Genomic DNA, 18,403 nt, shown 5'->3' on the forward strand with positions numbered 1-18,403 from the left:
TGGAAGCACCGCATATGCGGTGCTTTTTTAGAGGAAACTTCTTTGTACTTTGTGCCAAAAAGAGTTGTCCTTTAATTTTACGGTTTTAATCCGCTTTTCTGGGATACGAATGGTGAGTTTCTTTGCATGTTGAATACTTAATGCTTCGTTGTCTATTCCGATAATCGGATAATCGTTACCATCTTGGACTACTTCAAGTGAGAGCGTTCGCTCTTCGCTTAATAGGAACGGGGAGCCGAGCGTTCTATAGTGATTATTGTTGAGAGAAGCAATCTCACTAACCTGCATACAAGCAAGCTTAGGATCGACTACTGCTCCGTTTACTGACTTACTATACGCTGTGCTACCTGTAGGAGTTGAAACGATTAAACCATCGCCCCTGAATGTTTCAAAATGAAAATCTTCTACATGAACATTCATAACAAGTGTTTTAATAATAGATGATCGAATAGTACATTCATTTAAACAAAAGAAAGAAGATTCTTCATTCACATTAACTTCAATTGTAGGATAACGGCGAACTTCAATACCTTCAGATAGCGTGTTTTCAACCATTTCTGGCAGATTATCTATGTGGAAATCACAATAAAAACCTAGCTCTCCAGTGGAGATTCCAACGTACAGACAGTCTTCACGAAAACCTGTTTTCCTCACAGCTTGAAGAAAAGACCCATCGCCTCCAATACTTGCGATAATACTAGCCTCTTTTGGATCTTCAACGACGTGGAAATCATATTTACCTGCAAGTTCTTTTAATGGTTCCACTTTGTTTCGAAGTTCTTCTGTTTCTTTATAGAAGAAAAATAAATTACGACGGTTTGGCATGTGGATTCCTCCTCCAACGATTTTCCTCTTAACTTTATCATTCTCTCAATTTAGAAAAAAGAAAAAATTAAGTGTTTTAATCATTGCTTAGATTTTTCTTTACCACAAAATTCATACAATGGTATCAAAAGTCGTGCAGTTCCTTATTCTGTATGATATTCTCGAAATTATGAAACAAATAGACGGGCAACGACGTACATAAGGTAGAATACAGAGGAGGTTTACTATGAATGGAAAAAGATGGCTAGCACTTGGCATTGCAGTTGTACTAATTATTGTTTCGATAGGATTCAATGTTGTTTCAAGTCTTGCCTTTGGAAATTGGCAAGAAGAATTGAACTCTTCGGATGAATTTGCGGAAACTGTTATTGAAGAGGGCAAGAGTCTGAATAAGATTGTTGTTTTAAATGTAGAAGGAGTTATTCAAGATACTCCACAAGGCTCAAGCATTTTGCCTCAGGCAGGTTACAACCATGATGTGTTTCTAAAGAGATTAGAGCACGCCGGTGAAGACAAAAACGTAAAAGGTATTATTCTGAGGCTTAATACTCCTGGTGGTGGAGTGGTGGAAAGTGATGAAATCTATAACGAAATTCTTGAATTAAAAGAGAAAACCGAAAAGCCAATTTACGTGTCAATGGGGAGCATGGCAGCTTCTGCCGGTTACTACATATCAGCACCTGCAGATAAAATTTATGCGAGCCCCTCTACCATAACTGGTTCGATCGGTGTAATCATGCAATCGATGAATTATTCGGAACTCGCTGAAAAAGTAGGCGTAAAATGGGAGACAATCAAAAGCGGTCCTTATAAAGATATCATGTCTCCAAATCGTGAAATGACAGAAGAGGAACGTGACATTCTACAATCAATGATCGACAATTCATATGACGAATTCGTTCGAGTAATTAGCGAAGGAAGAGATATGGATGAGAACCAAGTAAGGGAACTTGCTGATGGTAGAATATATGACGGAAGGCAAGCGAAAGACGTAAACCTAGTTGATGGATTAGGAAATCTTGAAGATACAATAACAGGTATGAGGAAAGACCTTGGAGATAGCAAACTTAAAGTCGTTCAGTATAAACAGAGTTTTGGCTTTAATTCTTTGTTTGAGATGACGGCGGCTAAACTAATGGGACCGGAAAAAGATTTGCTAGGTATCCAGCAGTTACTATCAACTCCGCCATCACCAAAGCTCATGTATTTATATTCTGAATAAGGAGGTAGGCAGAAATGGATGAAACGATGCACTTACATACTGCCCCTCCAGCATCTTCTGAGGAAACAAATATAAGATATGCAGGTTTCTGGATGCGTTTTTGGGCATATTTAGTTGACGTGATTGTAATTGCGAGCTTAAATGGCATTCTTATCACTCCCTTCGTTAAATGGCTAGAGATTCCACCAGGAGAGCCGGGGTTTCTGCCATTACAAGGGGTGTTAACGGGTATCGTCTTCTACGCATATTTTATTTTGATGACGAAATTTCTTTCGCAAACTCTCGGAAAGATGCTCTTTGGTTTAGTCGTGAGAAAAGAAGGAACAAACGATTTAACATGGGGTACAGTTATTTTTAGAGAAGGAATCGGTAGATTTATTAGTAAGACCATCTTATTTGTTGGGTATATCATGGTGGGCTTTACTAAGCAAAAGAAAGGTCTTCATGACATCTTCGCAGATACAATCGTTATTCATGAAGAAAAATAGCTTTATTGAATAAACCTGCCCCGTTTGGGCAGGTTTATTCTATAGTTATTTTCTTTTTGCAAGCTAAGAGGGTGGAGGAGCGAACATGTTTATCGCAGTCAGCATCGTATTATTGCTACTTCTGTTTTTGGTCATGCTTATCTTATTTTCTACAGTGAAAGTAACGGTGATGATTGAGCATTCTAGAGCAGTGGAGGAAGTAGTTGTTGATCTTTCAGCATTATTTGGGCTTATTTCCCATACTGCAACCATCCCGTTAATAGATCTTCTTGAACAAAAAGAAGAAGATTTGAAAGAAAAAGTCAAAGAGAAGAAAAACTTCTCTCCTCTAAAGGGCATTAAAAATACAAAGAAATGGATTAGAAGAGGTATTGAAGCGAAGCCCGCTGCTTCGTTTATGCTCAGGAAAACAACTTTTAAGACCGTGCAATGGGAAACAAATATTGGGATAGGGAACGCAGCAACGACAGCAGTTGGAGCAGATGTCCTTCTAAATACAAAAATAGCGCTGTTTGGCATTCTTTCCCACTACACGAATTTGTTAGCTGTTCCTCAGCTGATCGTTACACCAATATATGAAATGAAAACGATCCAGACCTATATAAGATGCATGATATCTTTCAAACTGGGGCATGCTATGATCGCGGTAATTAAATTATTGAAGTCTCAAAAAAAGCTTCAAGAGGCTTAACGGTTTAAGCGAAGGAGGCATTAATATGGCTGGGCATCCGATAGAAGGATTAATGCAGACAGCAATGGAAAATTTGAAAGATATGATCGATGTTAATACGATCATTGGCGACCCGGTAGAAACTCCCGATGGTAGTGTAATATTAACTGTTTCGAAAGTAGGCTTTGGTTTTGCAGCAGGTGGTAGTGAATTTACGCTCAAATCCCAATCTCAATCTTCACAGAAAGACCAAAGCAAGGGAGAACCTTTTGGTGGAGGAAGTGGTGGAGGGGTGTCGATCACGCCTATTGCCTTTTTGATTGTAAGCGGAAGTGATATTAAAATGATTCATCTTGATAACACAACTCATCTTTACGAACGGCTATTGGATCTTGCACCTCAAGCAATAGAAAAGATCCAAAGTATGCTTCAGAACATGGGTAATCATGGATCTGGAAAAGATGATCATAAGAATGGTCAAAACAATCAATCAGAGCATTCCCAATCAAGAAATCATTCACAAAGTAAGTATCGCTCACAAAGAGGTCAACAACAAAATGATGAAAAACAGGATCTCGGATTCTAAACCCGGTATATTTACCGGGTTTTATTTGTGTCTTAGTTAGCACATCACATTCCTTGAAATAATACCGTGTCATAGATATGATGAAAATAGTCGTACATACGACCAACTAATAAAGGAGGTTTTAACATGGCTAATATTACATTTAAAGGAACGCCAATGACACTTCTTGGTGAAGAAGTAAAACAAGGTGACAAAGCACCTGATTTTACTGTGCTTGCAAATGATCTTTCAGAGAAAACTCTTGAAGATTATTTTGGTGTACGCCTTATCAGTGTTGTTCCATCACTTGATACTGGGGTTTGCGATGCTCAAACTCGTAAATTCAATGAACAGGCTGCAGGGCTTGAAAATGTATCAGTATTAACGATTAGTGCCGACCTCCCATTTGCTCAAAAGCGCTGGTGTGGAGCTGCAGGAATTGAAGATGCAATTACACTTTCCGATCATCGTGATTTATCGTTCGGTAAAGGTTATGGTGTTGCGATTCAAGAGCTTCGCTTGCTTACAAGAGCGGTATTCGTTGTAAATAGTAAGAATGAAGTTGTTTACACAGAGTACGTTAGTGAAGCAACGGATCATCCAGATTACGAAAAAGCACTAGAGGCTGCAAAACAAGCCGACTAACTTGGAAAGGACTTCGATGATAAGCATCGGAGTCCTTTTTTAGGTAAGACCTTCATTCGTTTTTAATCTCAACAACTATGACATTTGCGAAACAGTTCCTTACTGTTTACAATAGAGTCGGCGAACTAATAGGCAGGAGGCCAAAAAAATGAACGAATTAACTGTAGAAAACTTATTTAGCACACTCGATGAATCGACGTTGGTCATTCAAAATAAATTGAACATGACATATTTAGAAGCACTTGTAGAAACGGGATTAAACATATTTGAAGAATCCGTGCTTCAGGAAGAATTAGATGCTGAAACAATCACACGTCTAGAGAAACTATATGAACCACTTACTTTAGAAGAAGCAGATAAAGAAACGGTTCGAAAAGGTATTCAGCTTGCTATATTAAAAGGGATGAAGAAAGGAATTCAACCTCATCACGCGATGACACCTGATAGCGTAGCTCATCTAATTGGTTTTCTTGTGAATAAATACAAAGAAGTTTTACAGCTTGAAGAGGTCAAAATTCTTGACCCTGCAGTTGGAACTGGAAATCTCTTAACTGCTGTTTTAAATCAGTTGAAAGGAGAAAAGGTTCTTTCGTATGGAGCTGATGCAGATGACTTGTTACTACACATTGGATTTATCAATGCAAACTTACAAAAGCATCAAGTTGAATTTCTACATCAAGACAGCATTAAGGATTTGTATGTTCCGCAAGTTAATACAGTCGTTACGGATCTACCTGTAGGTTATTATCCTCACGAGGAAGTTGCAGCGAATTATACTCTAAAAGCTGATGAAGGAATGTCTTACGTTCATCACTTGTTAATTGAACAGAGTCTTAATATGACTGAGGAATCAGGGATGTTATTCTTCATGATTCCTAACTTCTTGTTTAATGATGAAAAAGGCCACCGCATCCAAAATTTAATCAATGAACGCTCACACATTCACGGAATTATTCAGCTACCAACGAGTCTCTTTGCAAATGAAGCGCAAGCCAAAAGTATTCTTGTCGTTCAGAAAAAGGGAGATAAAGCCTTAAAACCTAAACAGGTTATGATGGCAAAGCTTCCATCATTTTCGAATAGAGAAGCAATGATGAACATGATGCAACAAATAAATGGATGGTTTCAACAGCTTTCTTAATATCAGTTATGAAACGTTTACAAATCTGAATTGGCGGAATACTTTTATGTAAGCGGTTTTCATCTTGAATAAAGTTATTCAGGGTGTTTAAATAAGAAAGGTGTGAAAAGATAGAAGGGTAACCCCCTTCTATTTTCGTGTAGTACGCTAATTACAGTATAAAAGGAGCTGTCACATATGGCGAAAGTAATAGCTATCAACGCCGGTAGTTCTTCTTTAAAATTTCAACTTTTAAATATGCCGGAAGAAACTGTTATCACTAAAGGAATTGTAGAACGTATCGGACTTGATGACGCCATTTTTACAATTGAAGTGAACGGTGAAAAAGATAAAGACATTACTGACATTCCCGATCATGGGGTCGCAGTAAAAATGCTTTTGGAGAAATTATTCGAACACTCCATCATCTCTTCTTACGAAGAAATTGAAGGTGTTGGTCACAGAGTCGTGCACGGAGGAGAGAAATTTAATGATTCTGCTTTGATTACTGACGAAGTACTTCAAGGTATTGAAGAAGTATCAGAATTAGCTCCTTTACACAACCCTGCAAACTTAGTTGGAATCCGTGCATTCCAAGAAATTCTGCCTGAGGTTCCAGCAGTTGCGGTATTTGATACTGCTTTCCACCAATCTATGCCAGAGCAATCTTTCTTATATAGCCTTCCTTATGAGTACTATGAGGATTTCGGAATTCGTAAATACGGATTTCATGGTACATCACATAAGTATGTTTCCGAACGTGCGGCTGAACTATTAGGACGTCCCTTAGAGGAGCTTCGACTTCTTTCTTGTCATCTTGGAAATGGCGCTTCTATTGCTGCTATTGAAGGTGGGGATTCAATCGACACATCTATGGGCTTTACTCCACTAGCTGGTGTTACAATGGGAACTCGTTCAGGGAACATTGACCCTGCTTTAATTCCATTTATTATGGAGAAAACAGGTCAAAATGCTGAAGAAGTACTGAATACGTTGAATAAGAAAAGTGGACTTCTAGGAGTATCCGGATTTTCTAGTGATCTTCGTGACATTACTACTGAAGCTGAAGCTGGGAACGAACGTGCTGAACTTGCTCTAGAAGTGTTTACATCAAGAATTCATAAATACATCGGTTCTTATGCTGCGCGCATGTCAGGCCTAGATGCAATAATATTCACAGCAGGTATCGGAGAAAATAGTGATACTGTTCGTGCGAGAGTTCTTCGAGGACTAGAGTTCATGGGTGTTTATTGGGATCCTGCTCTTAACAAAGTTAGAGGAAAAGAAGCGTTCATTAGCTATCCGCATTCTCCGGTTAAAGTTATTATCATCCCTACAAATGAAGAAGTTGTTATTGCGAGAGACACGGTTCGTCTTTCAAAATAAGAAATCAAGAGCATCTGACTATCAGGTGCTCTTTTCTTATCTTTTTCAGTAATATTGGAAGTTTCACCCGGAAAAAGCTACAATATAGACATAATAGCAACTGAGGGGAGCGATTGTGTTTGGTATGGACGGAACGTGAAGAAAGAAGACTGGAAGAAATTAAACAGTGGGAGCAAGAACATTTTGCTCAGCATGCTACTGATATTGAGCGTACTTTTCAAAAGTGGTACGAATACCAAATCAACACTGTTGATTCGTCAACAAGAAATAAGATGTATTCCATTATCGATTCTGCATTATTTCATATGCATGCATTTATCCAAAATTCCCAGTCTCAAGTTGATGCAAGCAATCGATTATTAACCGACGCACGGTTATTTAACCCTGAAATTGAACAAATACAAGATATGAAGAAATTATCAGTCGATCAACTTGCTTACATAGCTGATCAACAAGTTGCTCGCCAAAAAATGGTCTCTCTCGCTCAAGGTGGTTTAGCCGGTACTGGAAGTTTACTTTTACTTGGCCTTGATATACCAGCTGTTTTGGCAATTAATTTACGTACCGTTCAATTAATTGCTATGACATATGGTTATCCAGTTAGTTACCCGTCTGAAATGATGATTGCTTTAAAAGTATTCCATATGGCAACGTTACCAAAAGGTCTTCAAAAGCAAGGGTGGGTAGCTCTCGAAGAAGAAATATCAAAAGGACATGAACATCCTTACTTTTATGAAGGAAGTGAGGAGATAGCTGATTTAAATTGGTTACAGGGTCCTATGAAACAAATGGTGAAGGGCACAGTATTAATGATGTTAAGAAAGAAGATTATCCAGGGTATTCCATTGTTTGGTATTGCTATTGGAGCTAGCTTGAATTATAGGTTTACTAGATCGGTGAGCGAAGCAGCTCATAAGTTTTATCAGAAACGATTCTTGATGGAGCTTCAATCGAAGCGAGGTGTTTGAAATGAGTTATATGGAACATAAGGGTGCGGCTCCTTCTAGCGTTCGAGTCCAAATTATAACTGTAAGTGACACGAGAACGCTTGAAACGGATAAAAGCGGGATGCTTATATCCGAGTTGCTAGCTGACAATAACCACCAAATTAGTGAGCGTATTGTTATTAAAGATGATCAAGAAACGATCAAAAACACGGTACAACAAGGCGTTGCTAATAGAGAGGTCGATGCAATTTTACTCAATGGGGGAACAGGAATCTCAAAAAGAGATGTTACATATGAAGTGATCGAAAGCATGCTTGAAAAGGAGCTAACTGGGTTTGGAGAGCTTTTTCGGATGTTAAGCTTTACAGAGGATATCGGATCACCAGCAATGTTATCGCGCGCTGTTGGTGGAGTATTGGAGAATACAGCTATTTTTGCGTTACCAGGTTCTTCAGGAGCGGTTAAACTAGGTATGTCGAGACTGATCTTGCCTGAATTACCTCACGTCGTTCGAGAGATCAATAAGTGACAAAGTTGTATATCAAAAGGCTGCTGGGTAATCTCAGCAGCCTTTTGTTTACCGAGAAGTGATCAACAAACTCTTTCTGTACCAGAGCCATAAATCATTAATGATTGAAGCAAGTTCAGCAATTTGTGAATTCAAATAACATGAGTTTTCAAAGTTTTCTTCATCGCTTAATTGAAATTGTTTATCCATGATAATCTTCTCAAGTTCAATGATTCGATCAGGGATAGTGCTTCTTATCTGTTCCCATCTGTGTAGTAGTTCTTCTTGCTTATCTAGGCTAAGGTCTTCCCAAAAAAGTTCAAGAACAGGGATATCGATTTGTAAACGGTCGTCTCGATAAAATGTGAACATTTTCTTCCCTCCTAATGAATTGGTAAAGGCTTCTTCCTTCAATATTTAAAAGTGGTTAGGGAACACTATAAGGGCAAGACTGAATCGACAGGAGGTTTTCTGAGTTGAATAAGAATAAAGATGAATTGTTTTATGATGAGAGTGGTGAAATGGCAGTCCATCAACAATTAAGTGAATCATATCAAAGCGGTGTGATTGATCAAGAAGAGGTAGTAAAGCAAGAAAAGAAGAAAAAGTTTCCCCCTAAACAAGATCGTAAGAGCTACTATTAGGATTCAGAAAGTTCATGTTTTAAACATGAACTTTCTTGCTTTTTATAGAGGGGACTTTTATTTTCTTAATGACTAGGTAAAGGATAGAAGTGAATAAAAACGATAAGAATCCTGGCGAAAATGAAACGGGTAAGAGTAGGTAAAAACACATTCCGGAAACGATTGCTATAAATCCAGCGTAGTTGATTACATTCTGCCTGCTATTCATCTTAGAGTACAGTTCGGAAGTGAAGCGTGTTTTTTTTATGATGATGAAATCAGTAATGATAATAGCTGATAATGGGATAACAAAAGCCCCAAGCAATGAAATAAATTGATCTGCTTCATTAACGAGTGCCGGGAAACCACTCAGCATAATAGCAAAGCATCCGAGAATAATAGCGCTCTTCACTCTTCCTAAAGAAGGAAACGTGTTAAGGAGGCTATATCCTCCTGTATAAGCATTGCTAATATTGATTGTGAACATCGAACAGAGAGCTGCAATAAAGATAAAGGTCAGCAATACGGTAGAGTCAGTATAGCGGCTTGTTATTAAAAATGGGTTCCATGATGCTGCTACAGAAGCTGTATAAGCGCCTAGGATTGCAGTAAAAAGAAATCCGAAAGAATTCCCTAAAAACAACCCGAAAAACGCGTGTTTTGTTGAGCGGGCATATCTTGCCATATCGGAAGAACTACTCACTCCTGATACATATTGTACAAAGGCAAGGCTTGCATAGAAGAAAAACGTTGTGTACCCAGGGGCTTCAGTGCTTGATATGATTGAAGGAAACGTGTTGCCATTAATGCTTGAAGTGAAGAATACAATCATCATTGAGACAGTACCTGCAAACAGCAAAGGCAGTAAAAAAACGGTGGCTTTTTTTACGGCATTAAATCCTACTAATGCAAGTGTAGCCATTAAGGTTGCTAATAGAAGTGATACTGGGAGAAACGGTAGTGTGATTGAGAAGGCGCGTTTGATTAACTCTACAACCATATAAGTTCCACCAATTGTTTGGACTGCAAACCAATAGAGAGAAGTAATGCTTCGAACTGGCGATGCAAAATATTGTGCTCCTTTTTGTCCTAGAAAAGATCGCACTGCGTATTGTGAAGGAATTCCTTTTCTTGCACCAGGAAAAGAAAGAAAAGAGACAAATATAAAAGCGAGCATTGCACCTAATACAGTTGAAATTACAGCCCACATAAAAGATAGTCCGCCTTCAAGAACAGCAAGTGCTGGTACTAGGAAATTACCAGCATTAACAGAGATTGTCATTTGAATCATAGCGTATTCGTACCAGGACGTTGTACGTAAATCTTTGGGTACAGATTCTAGGCCGAATCGTTCGATTTTTGTAATCGGTTTGTTAGTTGAATTCATGGAGGCTCCTTTTTAACGTGCTTACCTCTATTTTAATTTGCTAAAGAAGATGTTGCAATCTAGAAATAAAGGAATAATTATGAAGGGTTTTTCTCAGCCTAAAGAAGAGGTGATTGAATGATAAAGGTAGGAATAATACTAGCAATTTTATTTTGTGTTCCTTTTCATGCTGAAGCTTCAACGTTACAAAATAGCTTTATGTTTAAGTGTACAGTTGTAGCTGATGGGATCGAGAATGAATGGGAATTCTCAAGTCCTAATGAATACGAAGTTGAGAGAGGAAACATAGTGAGAAAAGGATCAACTGCAAAAGAAGATGTAAAGTCACTTTATGATTATCTTCAAGTTACGGAGCTTTCGAAAGTAGAGGATTTAGTGGACAAAATGAAGCAGTATGGATACTCAGATGCAGATCGCTTTGAATTAAAGTGGATGGATGCGAACGGGAGACTTTTCACCTGGGTATGGGATAAAAAGGCCAGTGAGTAGACTTTAAAGAATGGTTCCGATAAGATGAAAAAAGATTGATTAAAGGAGCCATGTAATGAAGTATAGTCTCGCTGTAGCAGTTGGTGGAGCGCTTGGAGCATTGCTTCGAAGTACTGTTGGCACATTAATGAACGGTATACCTCTTTCAACTTTGCTCGTTAATATCGTCGGATCGTTTTTCTTAGGTTTTTTTTATCGCTACATCGAGAGTAGACATCTTGCAACATGGATGAAAAAGCTGATTGCAACAGGTCTTCTGGGATCGTTCACAACATTCTCTACATATTCTCTCGACCTATTTATTTATTTAAAAGCAGGTCAGTATATGTCTGCTTTTCTTTATGGTTTTAGCAGTGTTTTGGTAGGGTTTAGTGCAGCAGTGATAGGAACGATAATTGCAAAACGTGTTAGGGGGAAGTAGTTTGCAGTGGGTTTTCATCGCAGTTGGTGGAGCTGTAGGAGCGCTTTTGAGATATGCTATATCACTGTTTTTCGATAAGTTGAATATGAAACATCGCTTCCCGTTTGCCACGCTATTAGTGAATCTTCTAGGAAGCTTCCTTCTTGGGATGGCTTATGGATCAGGTGATTTTGGGCCGGCAGTATCTACTGGTTTTCTCGGGGCGTTAACCACCTTTTCAACTTTTATATTTGAAACTTTAGAGCTCTCTTCAAATCATAAATATCTTGCGTTGTTCTACATGATAGTAAGTACGGGTGGCGGGTTGTTTATGGCGGCAATAGGTTATATGCTTGTAGTATAATAGTTGCTTTGAAAAGGGTTTCAAGATTTTTTGGAGTAAAGGTTCCTTATTGGTAATCGGAATGTTATGATGATAGAGGTTTTGAGAAAAACCCTTCAATTATAGTTGAAAGTCGAAGGAGGATTATATATGCGTATCGGAGTACCTTTAGAAATTAAAAATAATGAAAATAGAGTGGCAATGACTCCTGCTGGAGTTCTGAGTCTAACTAATTTTGGCCACGAAGTACATATTGAAAAGGGTGCAGGAATCGGTTCAGGTTTTACTGACGAGCAGTATATTGAAGCTGGTGCTCATCTTGTAGATACTGCAAGCGAAGCTTGGAGTATGGAAATGGTGATGAAAGTAAAAGAACCATTGCCTGAGGAATACGGTTATTTCCGTGAAGGTCTTATTTTATTTACATATTTACACCTAGCAGCAGAACCAGAGCTAACGCGCGCGCTTGTTGAAAATAAGGTGATTGGTATTGCTTATGAAACCGTTCAATCACCGAATGGTTCGTTACCTCTTCTAACACCAATGAGTGAAGTAGCAGGTAGAATGTCAGCCCAAATCGGTGCGCAGTTCCTAGAAAAGCCTAAAGGCGGTCTTGGCATCCTTCTTAGTGGTGTTCCAGGTGTTAAGCGTGGGAAAGTCACAGTTATTGGCGGCGGAGTTGTAGGAACTAACGCAGCCAAAATAGCAATGGGTCTTGGAGCAGATGTTACTATCATGGATCTTAGCCCTGAGCGTATGCGTCAGCTAGATGACATTTTTGGAACAGAAATCAATACGATGATGTCTAATCCACTTAACATAGCGGAAGCTGTAAAAGAATCCGATCTTGTTATCGGTGCAGTATTGATTCCAGGTGCAAAAGCTCCTAAACTTGTGACAGAAGATATGATTAAGAATATGAAGCCAGGATCTGTGATCGTAGACGTTGCGATTGACCAGGGTGGAATTTTCGAAACAACTGACAAAATTACGACTCATGATAACCCAACGTATACGAAGCACGGCGTTGTGCATTATGCAGTAGCAAACATGCCTGGAGCGGTTCCGCGTACGTCGACAATTGCTTTGACGAACGTTACAGTTCCTTATGCAATCCAACTTGCAAACAAAGGTTACAAAAACGCTTGTCTACAAAATGAACCTTTACTTAAAGGAATCAATACGCTGGATGGCTTTGTAACATATGAAGCAGTGGCAGAAGCGCACGGTTTAGAATACAATAGTTCTCAGAAAATGCTAGGAAATAACTAACATCTAATGAAGCAGCTGATTTCAGCTGCTTTTTTCTTCTACAACGAAAGGAAAATGAAAGTCCTAGTCGAAAAAGAAGGAGGGGAATAACAATGAGTTTCTGGAGGAAAAAAGAGAAAGAAAAGCATATTTCTGAAGAATACGACGTGATCGATGTCACTCTTGATGATATTCGCAGGGCTGTTGGTGAATTTGCAGATCAAAAAAGGGAGGGGATCTCTCTTAAAGTTCTTGTCCTTGAGGATAATCGAATAGATATGACTCTTCTCACTCCGTTTTTGGATGGTCTTCCCTCCACCCCTTTTTATATGTCCAAGGAAACATTCGAGCTTTTTTCAGAACAAGACTGTGAGATTCCTTTTTGGATCGATCGGATGCAAAAAGCTGTCGATGCATATGTAAGATTAGAAGAAGACTTTCCTATTATAGAAGGTGATCCTTATCGTAAAGTTAGCTACTATAAGTTAGAGAAAAAAGCGCTGTTAACGGAGAGGCCGCCTTTTAACTTTTATTTAACGACTGAGGAACATATGGTAAGTCATCGCAAACCTGAAAAAAAGTGAAACTTTTAATGAGTTTACTCGTAAATGAGATATAGGATAGGAGGTGCAACCGTGAGTTTTCTTTCAAAGTTATTTGGTAAAAAAGAAAAGGATCAACCAAAGGTAGAAGATCGAACTGTTTTCAACATTCAGGTTGGAGATATAATCACGTATGATCTTGAAGACTACGAAGTTGTTGGAACGCTAACGTATAACAATCAGGGTTACAAATGGTATGCTTATCAATTACAAGCAGCAACTTCATCGATTTGGTTAAGTGCTGAGATGGATGATGAGTTGGAGCTTGGAATATACAAAACAGTTAAAGAGAAACTCTCTAAACCTATTCCTAAAGAAGTGATGATCGAAGGCATTAAATTCCACCTAGATGAGAGTGGAAAAGCTCTTGTATCAGGTACAGGTAGAGGGAGTAACCTCAATGGTCAACATGTTGAGTACTATGATTTCTCAGATGAGAAAGAAGAGGAATTTCTGTCTGTCGAAGTTTGGGGTACTGAAGTAGAAGTTAGTAAAGGATATGAAATTGAAGAATATGAAATTAAAATTCTTGCAGGAAGCAAATAAGGGGATGAAATAAATGTTTAAAATGTTTAAAAGAGTTAAGACACTCATGTCATCAGAATTGAATGCTGCGCTTGATAAAGCAGAAGATCCGGTTAAGATGCTAGAACAGTTCATGAGAGATATGGAAGCAGACATTCGCGAGGCTGAAACAGCTGTAGCAAAGCAAATTGCTAACGAAAAAATGCTTAAGAAAAAGTGGGATGACGCTAATGCTATGGTTGAAAAACGCCAGGAGCAAGCAGTCAAAGCACTTGAAGCCGATAATGATGAACTTGCGAAAAGAGCACTTGAAGATAAGAAAGATCATCAAGCGAAAGCTGAAACAATGAAAGAATCGTATGAACGTGCAAAAGCAGATGCAGATACGTTACGTAGTAAACTCGATGAAATGAAAGAAGAACATCGTCAGATGAAGCTGAAGAAGGATAGTCTTAAAGCACGTGCTGAGTCTGCAAAAACAAAGACGAAAATCAATCGAGCAATGTCCTCAGTTGGTAGCGATGACTCCAAACGAGGTTTTGAGAGAATGGAAGAAAAGGTACTTCAATATGAAGCAGAAGCAGAGACAAGTGAAGATATGCGTTCTGACAATCGTTCTCTAGATGATGAGCTTGATGCACTCGATAAAGGTAATGGGATTGATGATGAATTAGCAGAACTTAAGAAAAAAATGGGGAAAGAATAACTCTTTCCCCTTCAAGGGGTGGAAGAATGAAAAGGCTGACAGGATTAATTCTGTTGACAGCATTCGTTCTACTCGTATCCGCTTGCGGCATCACGAAAGATATTCAGGAAGTCGTAGAGGATCGGTATCAGCTTGAAGACGTTGTGGAGAGTAGCGTAGACTCCGGGGATATCTCGAAGATTTACACAGCAGAAGGAAAGGATATTCCCGCGGTCTCCTCCTATCTTCAAGAACAAATAAAACCGAATGAAGTCAGCGAATTAAAAGATGGTAAACAAGTCCTTGTGTATGACGATTTCATAGTATCGTTGACAGAGGGCGACAGTGACTCGGACACACTCGTAGAAGTAGCAACGGTTGGATTCGTTAGGGACAATTATCAGCCAAGTTTCTTTGATGGGTTATTGGCTTATTACATACTTGATGAAATCCTTGATGTTGATGATTGGGGTAAAAAACAAAAATCTCGATGTAAGAATAGTCTTGGAAATTGTTATGGAGGCTACAAATCAACGGGTGGAACGTATAAAGGACCTTCAGGCACTCCCTCATTTAGAGGTTCAGGAAGTCGCGGTGGAGGACCAGGGACAGGAAAATAAGTAAAGGAGAGTAATAAAATGGGTCCATTTTTGTTAACTTTTGTATATTTTATTGCAGCGATCGTAGTTGTTGCAGTTGGGTTAGTGATCTTTGAATTAATCACGACTAAGTATAAGGATTGGCAAGAGATTGAAAAAGGGAATAATGCAGTTGCACTGTCGATAGGTGGTAAAATAATAGGAATATGCTTAATTTTAGCTTTCTCAATCTATCATAGTTCTGATGTCCTAGATACTGTAATCTGGGGTGGCTATGGAGTTGTATTACAGCTTATTGCTTACTATATTTTTGATTTTCTAACTAGACGTTTTTCAGTCGAGCAAAAGCTGCACGAAGGTGTGGTAGCTGTAGGAATCGTATCGATGTGTGTTTCGATCGGACTAGGCTTTGTAGTGGGCGCATCCATTACATAAGAATATGACAGCTGAAGGTGAAAGGCATGAGTAAGATTACAAATAAGAGCAGTCAGCTGTATTGGGCTTCAGGGATCGTCTCGATCTGTGGAATCATTTTTGAAGTGCTGTTTGGTGCTCTAGGTTCATATATCCTTGGGGATGGTGTGAAGCAATATACCATTACAATCTCCTTGTTTCTTACTGGAATGGGAATCGGTGCTTCGTTGAGTGAAAGGGTAGTCAAACACCTTATCACACGATTTATTGTGATCGAGCTAATGATTGGTATCATTGGTGGTATATCGAGCTTTGCTGTCTTTGGAATCACATCCATAGCAGGCGAAGAGTCTACCGCAATATTCCTATACAGTATCATTCTAATAGTGGGTGGTCTAACCGGTCTAGAATTGCCTATTTTGATTAGAAAAGCAAATGAAATAGGCGTAGAAATGAACAAAAGTACCGCTCGGGTACTTTTTTCAGATTATGCAGGTGGGCTAGTCGGCGGTTTATTGTTTGCATTTTATCTTAGACCAGAATTTGGACTAGTTAAATCAGCTTTTCTTGTAGCGTTAATCAACATTCTAGTTGCGTTTTGGATGATTATATCTTTCAGAAAAGAAATTGTGAGAAGAAGCATTTATATTGGTGCTGCTTCTTTTGCATTGATCTTAATGATTGTAGGAGTATTGTTCGGTGAGGAAATCGCTTTTTCATTCGAACAACGCCTTTATAAAGATCCGATCATCTTTTCTGAAGAAACCGCTTATCAGAGAATTGTCCTTACGAAGGAACAGGGAGATCTCAGACTCTATTTAAATGGACAGCTTCAATTTAGTTCAAGCGATGAACACCGCTATCATGAAACGCTTGTACATGTTCCGATGGCGGCCAGTCGTGATCGGAATAACGTCCTTATCTTAGGTGGTGGAGACGGTCTTGCTGTTCGAGAGTTACTAAAATACGATGAGGTTGATTCCATTACAGTAGTGGATCTCGATCCTCGAATGGTTGATATTGCGAGAACGAATCACATGGTAGTAGAACTGAATCAACATGCATTTGAGGACAAGCGAGTACAAGTCGTGAACGCGGACGCGTTTAAATTCATGGAAAATGAATCGGAACGATTTGATGTCATTATAAGTGACCTACCTGACCCCAATAATGAATCATTAAACAAGCTATATACATGGGAGTTCTATTCTATGTTGAGAAATCATTTAAAGAGTGATGGTGCAATGATGGTGCAGGCTACTAGTCCTGTGTTTGCAACGGAAGCTTACTGGACGATTTCAAAAACAATAGGTGAAACAGGTCTTTATACGACAAACATGCATGTTGATATCCCTAGTTTTGGTAATTGGGGGTTTGTTTTAGCTACAAGGACTAAAATAGATAGTGAAGATCTCAAAATTCGAGTGAAAACGGACTATTTAACATCCGCAATGATTCCCTCACTAACTGCGTTTGGTAAAGATGAGGATTCTACGATTACACAAGATGGGGAAAAGATTAAGTTAGAACCAAATACGTTAATTCGTCCTAATCTTATCGAGAAATATGAAAATGCATGGCAACAGTATTAGTTTAGTAAATTCATGATAGGGAAAAAAGACAGGGGAATCCAATAATAAGCATGTAAAGGAGCGAATTTAGATGCAAGTAACATTTCATGGTCATTCCGTAGTTGAAATCGTAACAGAGAAGGCGAAAATACTAATCGATCCGTTCATTACCGGTAATGAACAATGCGACCTTGATGCTAACGAGGTCACATGTGATGTGATTTTACTAACTCATGGTCATAACGACCACGTAGGCGACACTGTTGAGATTGCTAAGCGAAATGATGCGCTTGTTGTTGCACCTTTTGAACTTGCCACATACTTAGGTTGGAAAGAATTGAATACTCATCCAATGCATATTGGAGGAGCACATGAATTTGATTTTGGTACAGTGAAGTTAACACAAGCTTTTCATGGTTCAAGCTATATGGATGAAGAGAACAAACAGATCATTTATACGGGAATGCCTGCTGGTATTCTGTTTACTGCTGAAGATAAGACAGTCTATCATGCTGGTGATACCGCACTATATTCAGATATGAAGCTGCTTTCAGATGTGAAGATTGACCTGGCGTTTATTCCAATCGGTGATAATTTCACAATGGGACCAGATGATGCTGTGATTGCTACAGAATGGATCAATGCTGATGTAACCGTACCGGTTCACTATAATACGTTTCCTGTCATTGAACAAAACCCTGAAACATTTGTAGACAAGTTGAAAAACAATAAAGGGAAAGTGATGAAACCGGGCGATTCAATCAAATTATAATTGAAACAGTTACAAAGAACCGATGCTAAGGCAGAGGTTCTTCTTTTTTTTGGCGTGTTAAAAGGCCATGCCCTCTCATATCCTTTGTATAAGAAGGATTGGGGAGGAATGACAATGAAACAACGTCTTTTTTTGTCAGTATTATGTATCTTATTTCTAGTATATGATGCGGTGCCAAGGTTTCAATTCGATCTAACGTTGGAAGGCGCATTTTTTGGCATGTGGTTGGTATTTGCTTTAATGGCATTGGGAGGTAATTTCGTTGGATTGTACTTCGGTAGAAGTGAAAAAAAGAGGAATCTCACTCATCAATTTGAAGAATCTGAAGTGGAATCGAGAAAAAAGCTTTACAGCCGTTGAAGTTGC

General features: G+C 38.8%; 25 protein-coding genes. 22 read left to right on the forward strand and 3 right to left on the reverse strand.

The genetic code is table 11. From position 1 onward, the window contains the following. Positions 1-27: 27 nt before the first annotated feature. The gene (locus tag SJY16_RS05845; protein ID WP_377888158.1) at positions 28-825 is read right to left on the reverse strand and encodes an NAD kinase; all 798 of its coding nucleotides are present in this window, start codon (positions 823-825) and stop codon (positions 28-30) included. 226 nt (positions 826-1,051) lie between these two features. Between SJY16_RS05845 and sppA the strand changes: the two genes are divergently transcribed. The 9 genes from sppA to SJY16_RS05890 all read left to right on the forward strand — a co-directional run bounded on the left by sppA (position 1,052) and on the right by SJY16_RS05890 (position 8,397). Then, positions 1,052-2,047 (forward strand): signal peptide peptidase SppA, encoded by a 996-nt coding sequence (gene sppA, locus SJY16_RS05850; protein WP_377888159.1) that lies wholly within the window; start codon positions 1,052-1,054, stop codon positions 2,045-2,047. 14 nt (positions 2,048-2,061) lie between these two features. Beyond that, a complete protein-coding gene (locus tag SJY16_RS05855) occupies positions 2,062-2,535 on the forward strand; it encodes an RDD family protein (RefSeq protein ID WP_377888160.1) in 474 nt (157 codons plus the stop codon). 85 nt (positions 2,536-2,620) lie between these two features. Continuing rightward, a complete protein-coding gene (locus tag SJY16_RS05860; RefSeq protein ID WP_377888161.1) occupies positions 2,621-3,226 on the forward strand; it encodes a DUF2953 domain-containing protein in 606 nt (201 codons plus the stop codon). Positions 3,227-3,251: 25 nt separating this feature from the next. Next, positions 3,252-3,791 carry a GerW family sporulation protein gene (gene ytfJ, locus SJY16_RS05865; protein WP_377888162.1) on the forward strand — a complete coding sequence of 180 codons (540 nt, stop codon included), beginning with the start codon at positions 3,252-3,254 and terminating at the stop codon, positions 3,789-3,791. 126 nt (positions 3,792-3,917) lie between these two features. Next, positions 3,918-4,415 (forward strand): thiol peroxidase, encoded by a 498-nt coding sequence (gene tpx, locus SJY16_RS05870; RefSeq protein ID WP_377888163.1) that lies wholly within the window; start codon positions 3,918-3,920, stop codon positions 4,413-4,415. 148 nt (positions 4,416-4,563) lie between these two features. Beyond that, positions 4,564-5,556, forward strand: a complete 993-nt coding sequence (locus tag SJY16_RS05875; RefSeq protein WP_377888164.1) for a class I SAM-dependent methyltransferase — start codon at positions 4,564-4,566, stop codon at positions 5,554-5,556. Between the two features lie 177 nt (positions 5,557-5,733). Next, positions 5,734-6,921, forward strand: a complete 1,188-nt coding sequence (locus SJY16_RS05880; RefSeq protein ID WP_377888165.1) for an acetate kinase — start codon at positions 5,734-5,736, stop codon at positions 6,919-6,921. A gap of 119 nt (positions 6,922-7,040) precedes the next feature. Then, entirely contained in the window at positions 7,041-7,889 is an 849-nt protein-coding gene (locus SJY16_RS05885; RefSeq protein ID WP_377888166.1) for an EcsC family protein, read from the forward strand. Between the two features lies 1 nt (position 7,890). Continuing rightward, positions 7,891-8,397, forward strand: a complete 507-nt coding sequence (locus tag SJY16_RS05890; protein ID WP_377888168.1) for a MogA/MoaB family molybdenum cofactor biosynthesis protein — start codon at positions 7,891-7,893, stop codon at positions 8,395-8,397. A gap of 48 nt (positions 8,398-8,445) precedes the next feature. On the opposite strand, the gene SJY16_RS05895 is transcribed toward SJY16_RS05890, so the two are convergent. Further along, complete coding sequence (locus SJY16_RS05895; protein ID WP_377888169.1) at positions 8,446-8,748, reverse strand: hypothetical protein; 303 nt, start codon at positions 8,746-8,748, stop codon at positions 8,446-8,448. Positions 8,749-8,852: 104 nt separating this feature from the next. Between SJY16_RS05895 and SJY16_RS05900 the strand changes: the two genes are divergently transcribed. Next, on the forward strand, positions 8,853-9,020 hold the full coding sequence (locus SJY16_RS05900; protein WP_377888170.1) for a hypothetical protein: 168 nt from the start codon (positions 8,853-8,855) through the stop codon (positions 9,018-9,020). A 19-nt stretch (positions 9,021-9,039) separates the two neighbouring features. Here the strand turns inward: SJY16_RS05900 and SJY16_RS05905 are convergent, their stop codons facing one another. Further along, a complete protein-coding gene (locus SJY16_RS05905) occupies positions 9,040-10,386 on the reverse strand; it encodes a cytosine permease (RefSeq protein WP_377888171.1) in 1,347 nt (448 codons plus the stop codon). A gap of 117 nt (positions 10,387-10,503) precedes the next feature. Here SJY16_RS05905 and SJY16_RS05910 point away from each other — a divergent pair, with 117 nt between their 5' ends. The 12 genes from SJY16_RS05910 to SJY16_RS05965 all read left to right on the forward strand — a co-directional run bounded on the left by SJY16_RS05910 (position 10,504) and on the right by SJY16_RS05965 (position 18,397). Then, a complete protein-coding gene (locus tag SJY16_RS05910; protein WP_377888172.1) occupies positions 10,504-10,875 on the forward strand; it encodes a hypothetical protein in 372 nt (123 codons plus the stop codon). Positions 10,876-10,930: 55 nt separating this feature from the next. Further along, a complete protein-coding gene (gene crcB, locus SJY16_RS05915; protein WP_377888173.1) occupies positions 10,931-11,296 on the forward strand; it encodes a fluoride efflux transporter CrcB in 366 nt (121 codons plus the stop codon). A gap of 1 nt (position 11,297) precedes the next feature. After that, on the forward strand, positions 11,298-11,639 hold the full coding sequence (locus SJY16_RS05920; RefSeq protein ID WP_377888174.1) for a fluoride efflux transporter FluC: 342 nt from the start codon (positions 11,298-11,300) through the stop codon (positions 11,637-11,639). A gap of 129 nt (positions 11,640-11,768) precedes the next feature. Further along, positions 11,769-12,890, forward strand: coding sequence for an alanine dehydrogenase (gene ald, locus SJY16_RS05925; RefSeq protein WP_377888175.1), 1,122 nt, complete (start codon positions 11,769-11,771; stop codon positions 12,888-12,890). A 92-nt stretch (positions 12,891-12,982) separates the two neighbouring features. Next, positions 12,983-13,453 (forward strand): DUF3939 domain-containing protein, encoded by a 471-nt coding sequence (locus SJY16_RS05930; RefSeq protein ID WP_377888176.1) that lies wholly within the window; start codon positions 12,983-12,985, stop codon positions 13,451-13,453. Between the two features lie 51 nt (positions 13,454-13,504). Then, complete coding sequence (locus SJY16_RS05935) at positions 13,505-14,017, forward strand: DUF4178 domain-containing protein (RefSeq protein ID WP_377888177.1); 513 nt, start codon at positions 13,505-13,507, stop codon at positions 14,015-14,017. Positions 14,018-14,030: 13 nt separating this feature from the next. Continuing rightward, on the forward strand, positions 14,031-14,702 hold the full coding sequence (locus tag SJY16_RS05940; RefSeq protein ID WP_224878735.1) for a PspA/IM30 family protein: 672 nt from the start codon (positions 14,031-14,033) through the stop codon (positions 14,700-14,702). 26 nt (positions 14,703-14,728) lie between these two features. Beyond that, positions 14,729-15,301 carry a DUF4247 domain-containing protein gene (locus SJY16_RS05945; protein ID WP_377888178.1) on the forward strand — a complete coding sequence of 191 codons (573 nt, stop codon included), beginning with the start codon at positions 14,729-14,731 and terminating at the stop codon, positions 15,299-15,301. Between the two features lie 18 nt (positions 15,302-15,319). Beyond that, positions 15,320-15,715, forward strand: a complete 396-nt coding sequence (locus SJY16_RS05950) for a DUF350 domain-containing protein (protein WP_377888179.1) — start codon at positions 15,320-15,322, stop codon at positions 15,713-15,715. 26 nt (positions 15,716-15,741) lie between these two features. Beyond that, positions 15,742-17,286, forward strand: a complete 1,545-nt coding sequence (locus SJY16_RS05955; protein ID WP_377888180.1) for a polyamine aminopropyltransferase — start codon at positions 15,742-15,744, stop codon at positions 17,284-17,286. Positions 17,287-17,356: 70 nt separating this feature from the next. Beyond that, complete coding sequence (locus SJY16_RS05960; RefSeq protein ID WP_377888181.1) at positions 17,357-18,037, forward strand: metal-dependent hydrolase; 681 nt, start codon at positions 17,357-17,359, stop codon at positions 18,035-18,037. A gap of 114 nt (positions 18,038-18,151) precedes the next feature. After that, positions 18,152-18,397: a hypothetical protein gene (locus tag SJY16_RS05965; RefSeq protein ID WP_377888182.1), complete on the forward strand. Its 246-nt coding sequence runs from the start codon at positions 18,152-18,154 to the stop codon at positions 18,395-18,397. Positions 18,398-18,403 lie beyond the last annotated feature (6 nt).

The organism is Alkalihalobacillus sp. R86527, from assembly GCF_042466185.1.
Classification (GTDB): domain Bacteria; phylum Bacillota; class Bacilli; order Bacillales; family Guptibacillaceae; genus Guptibacillus.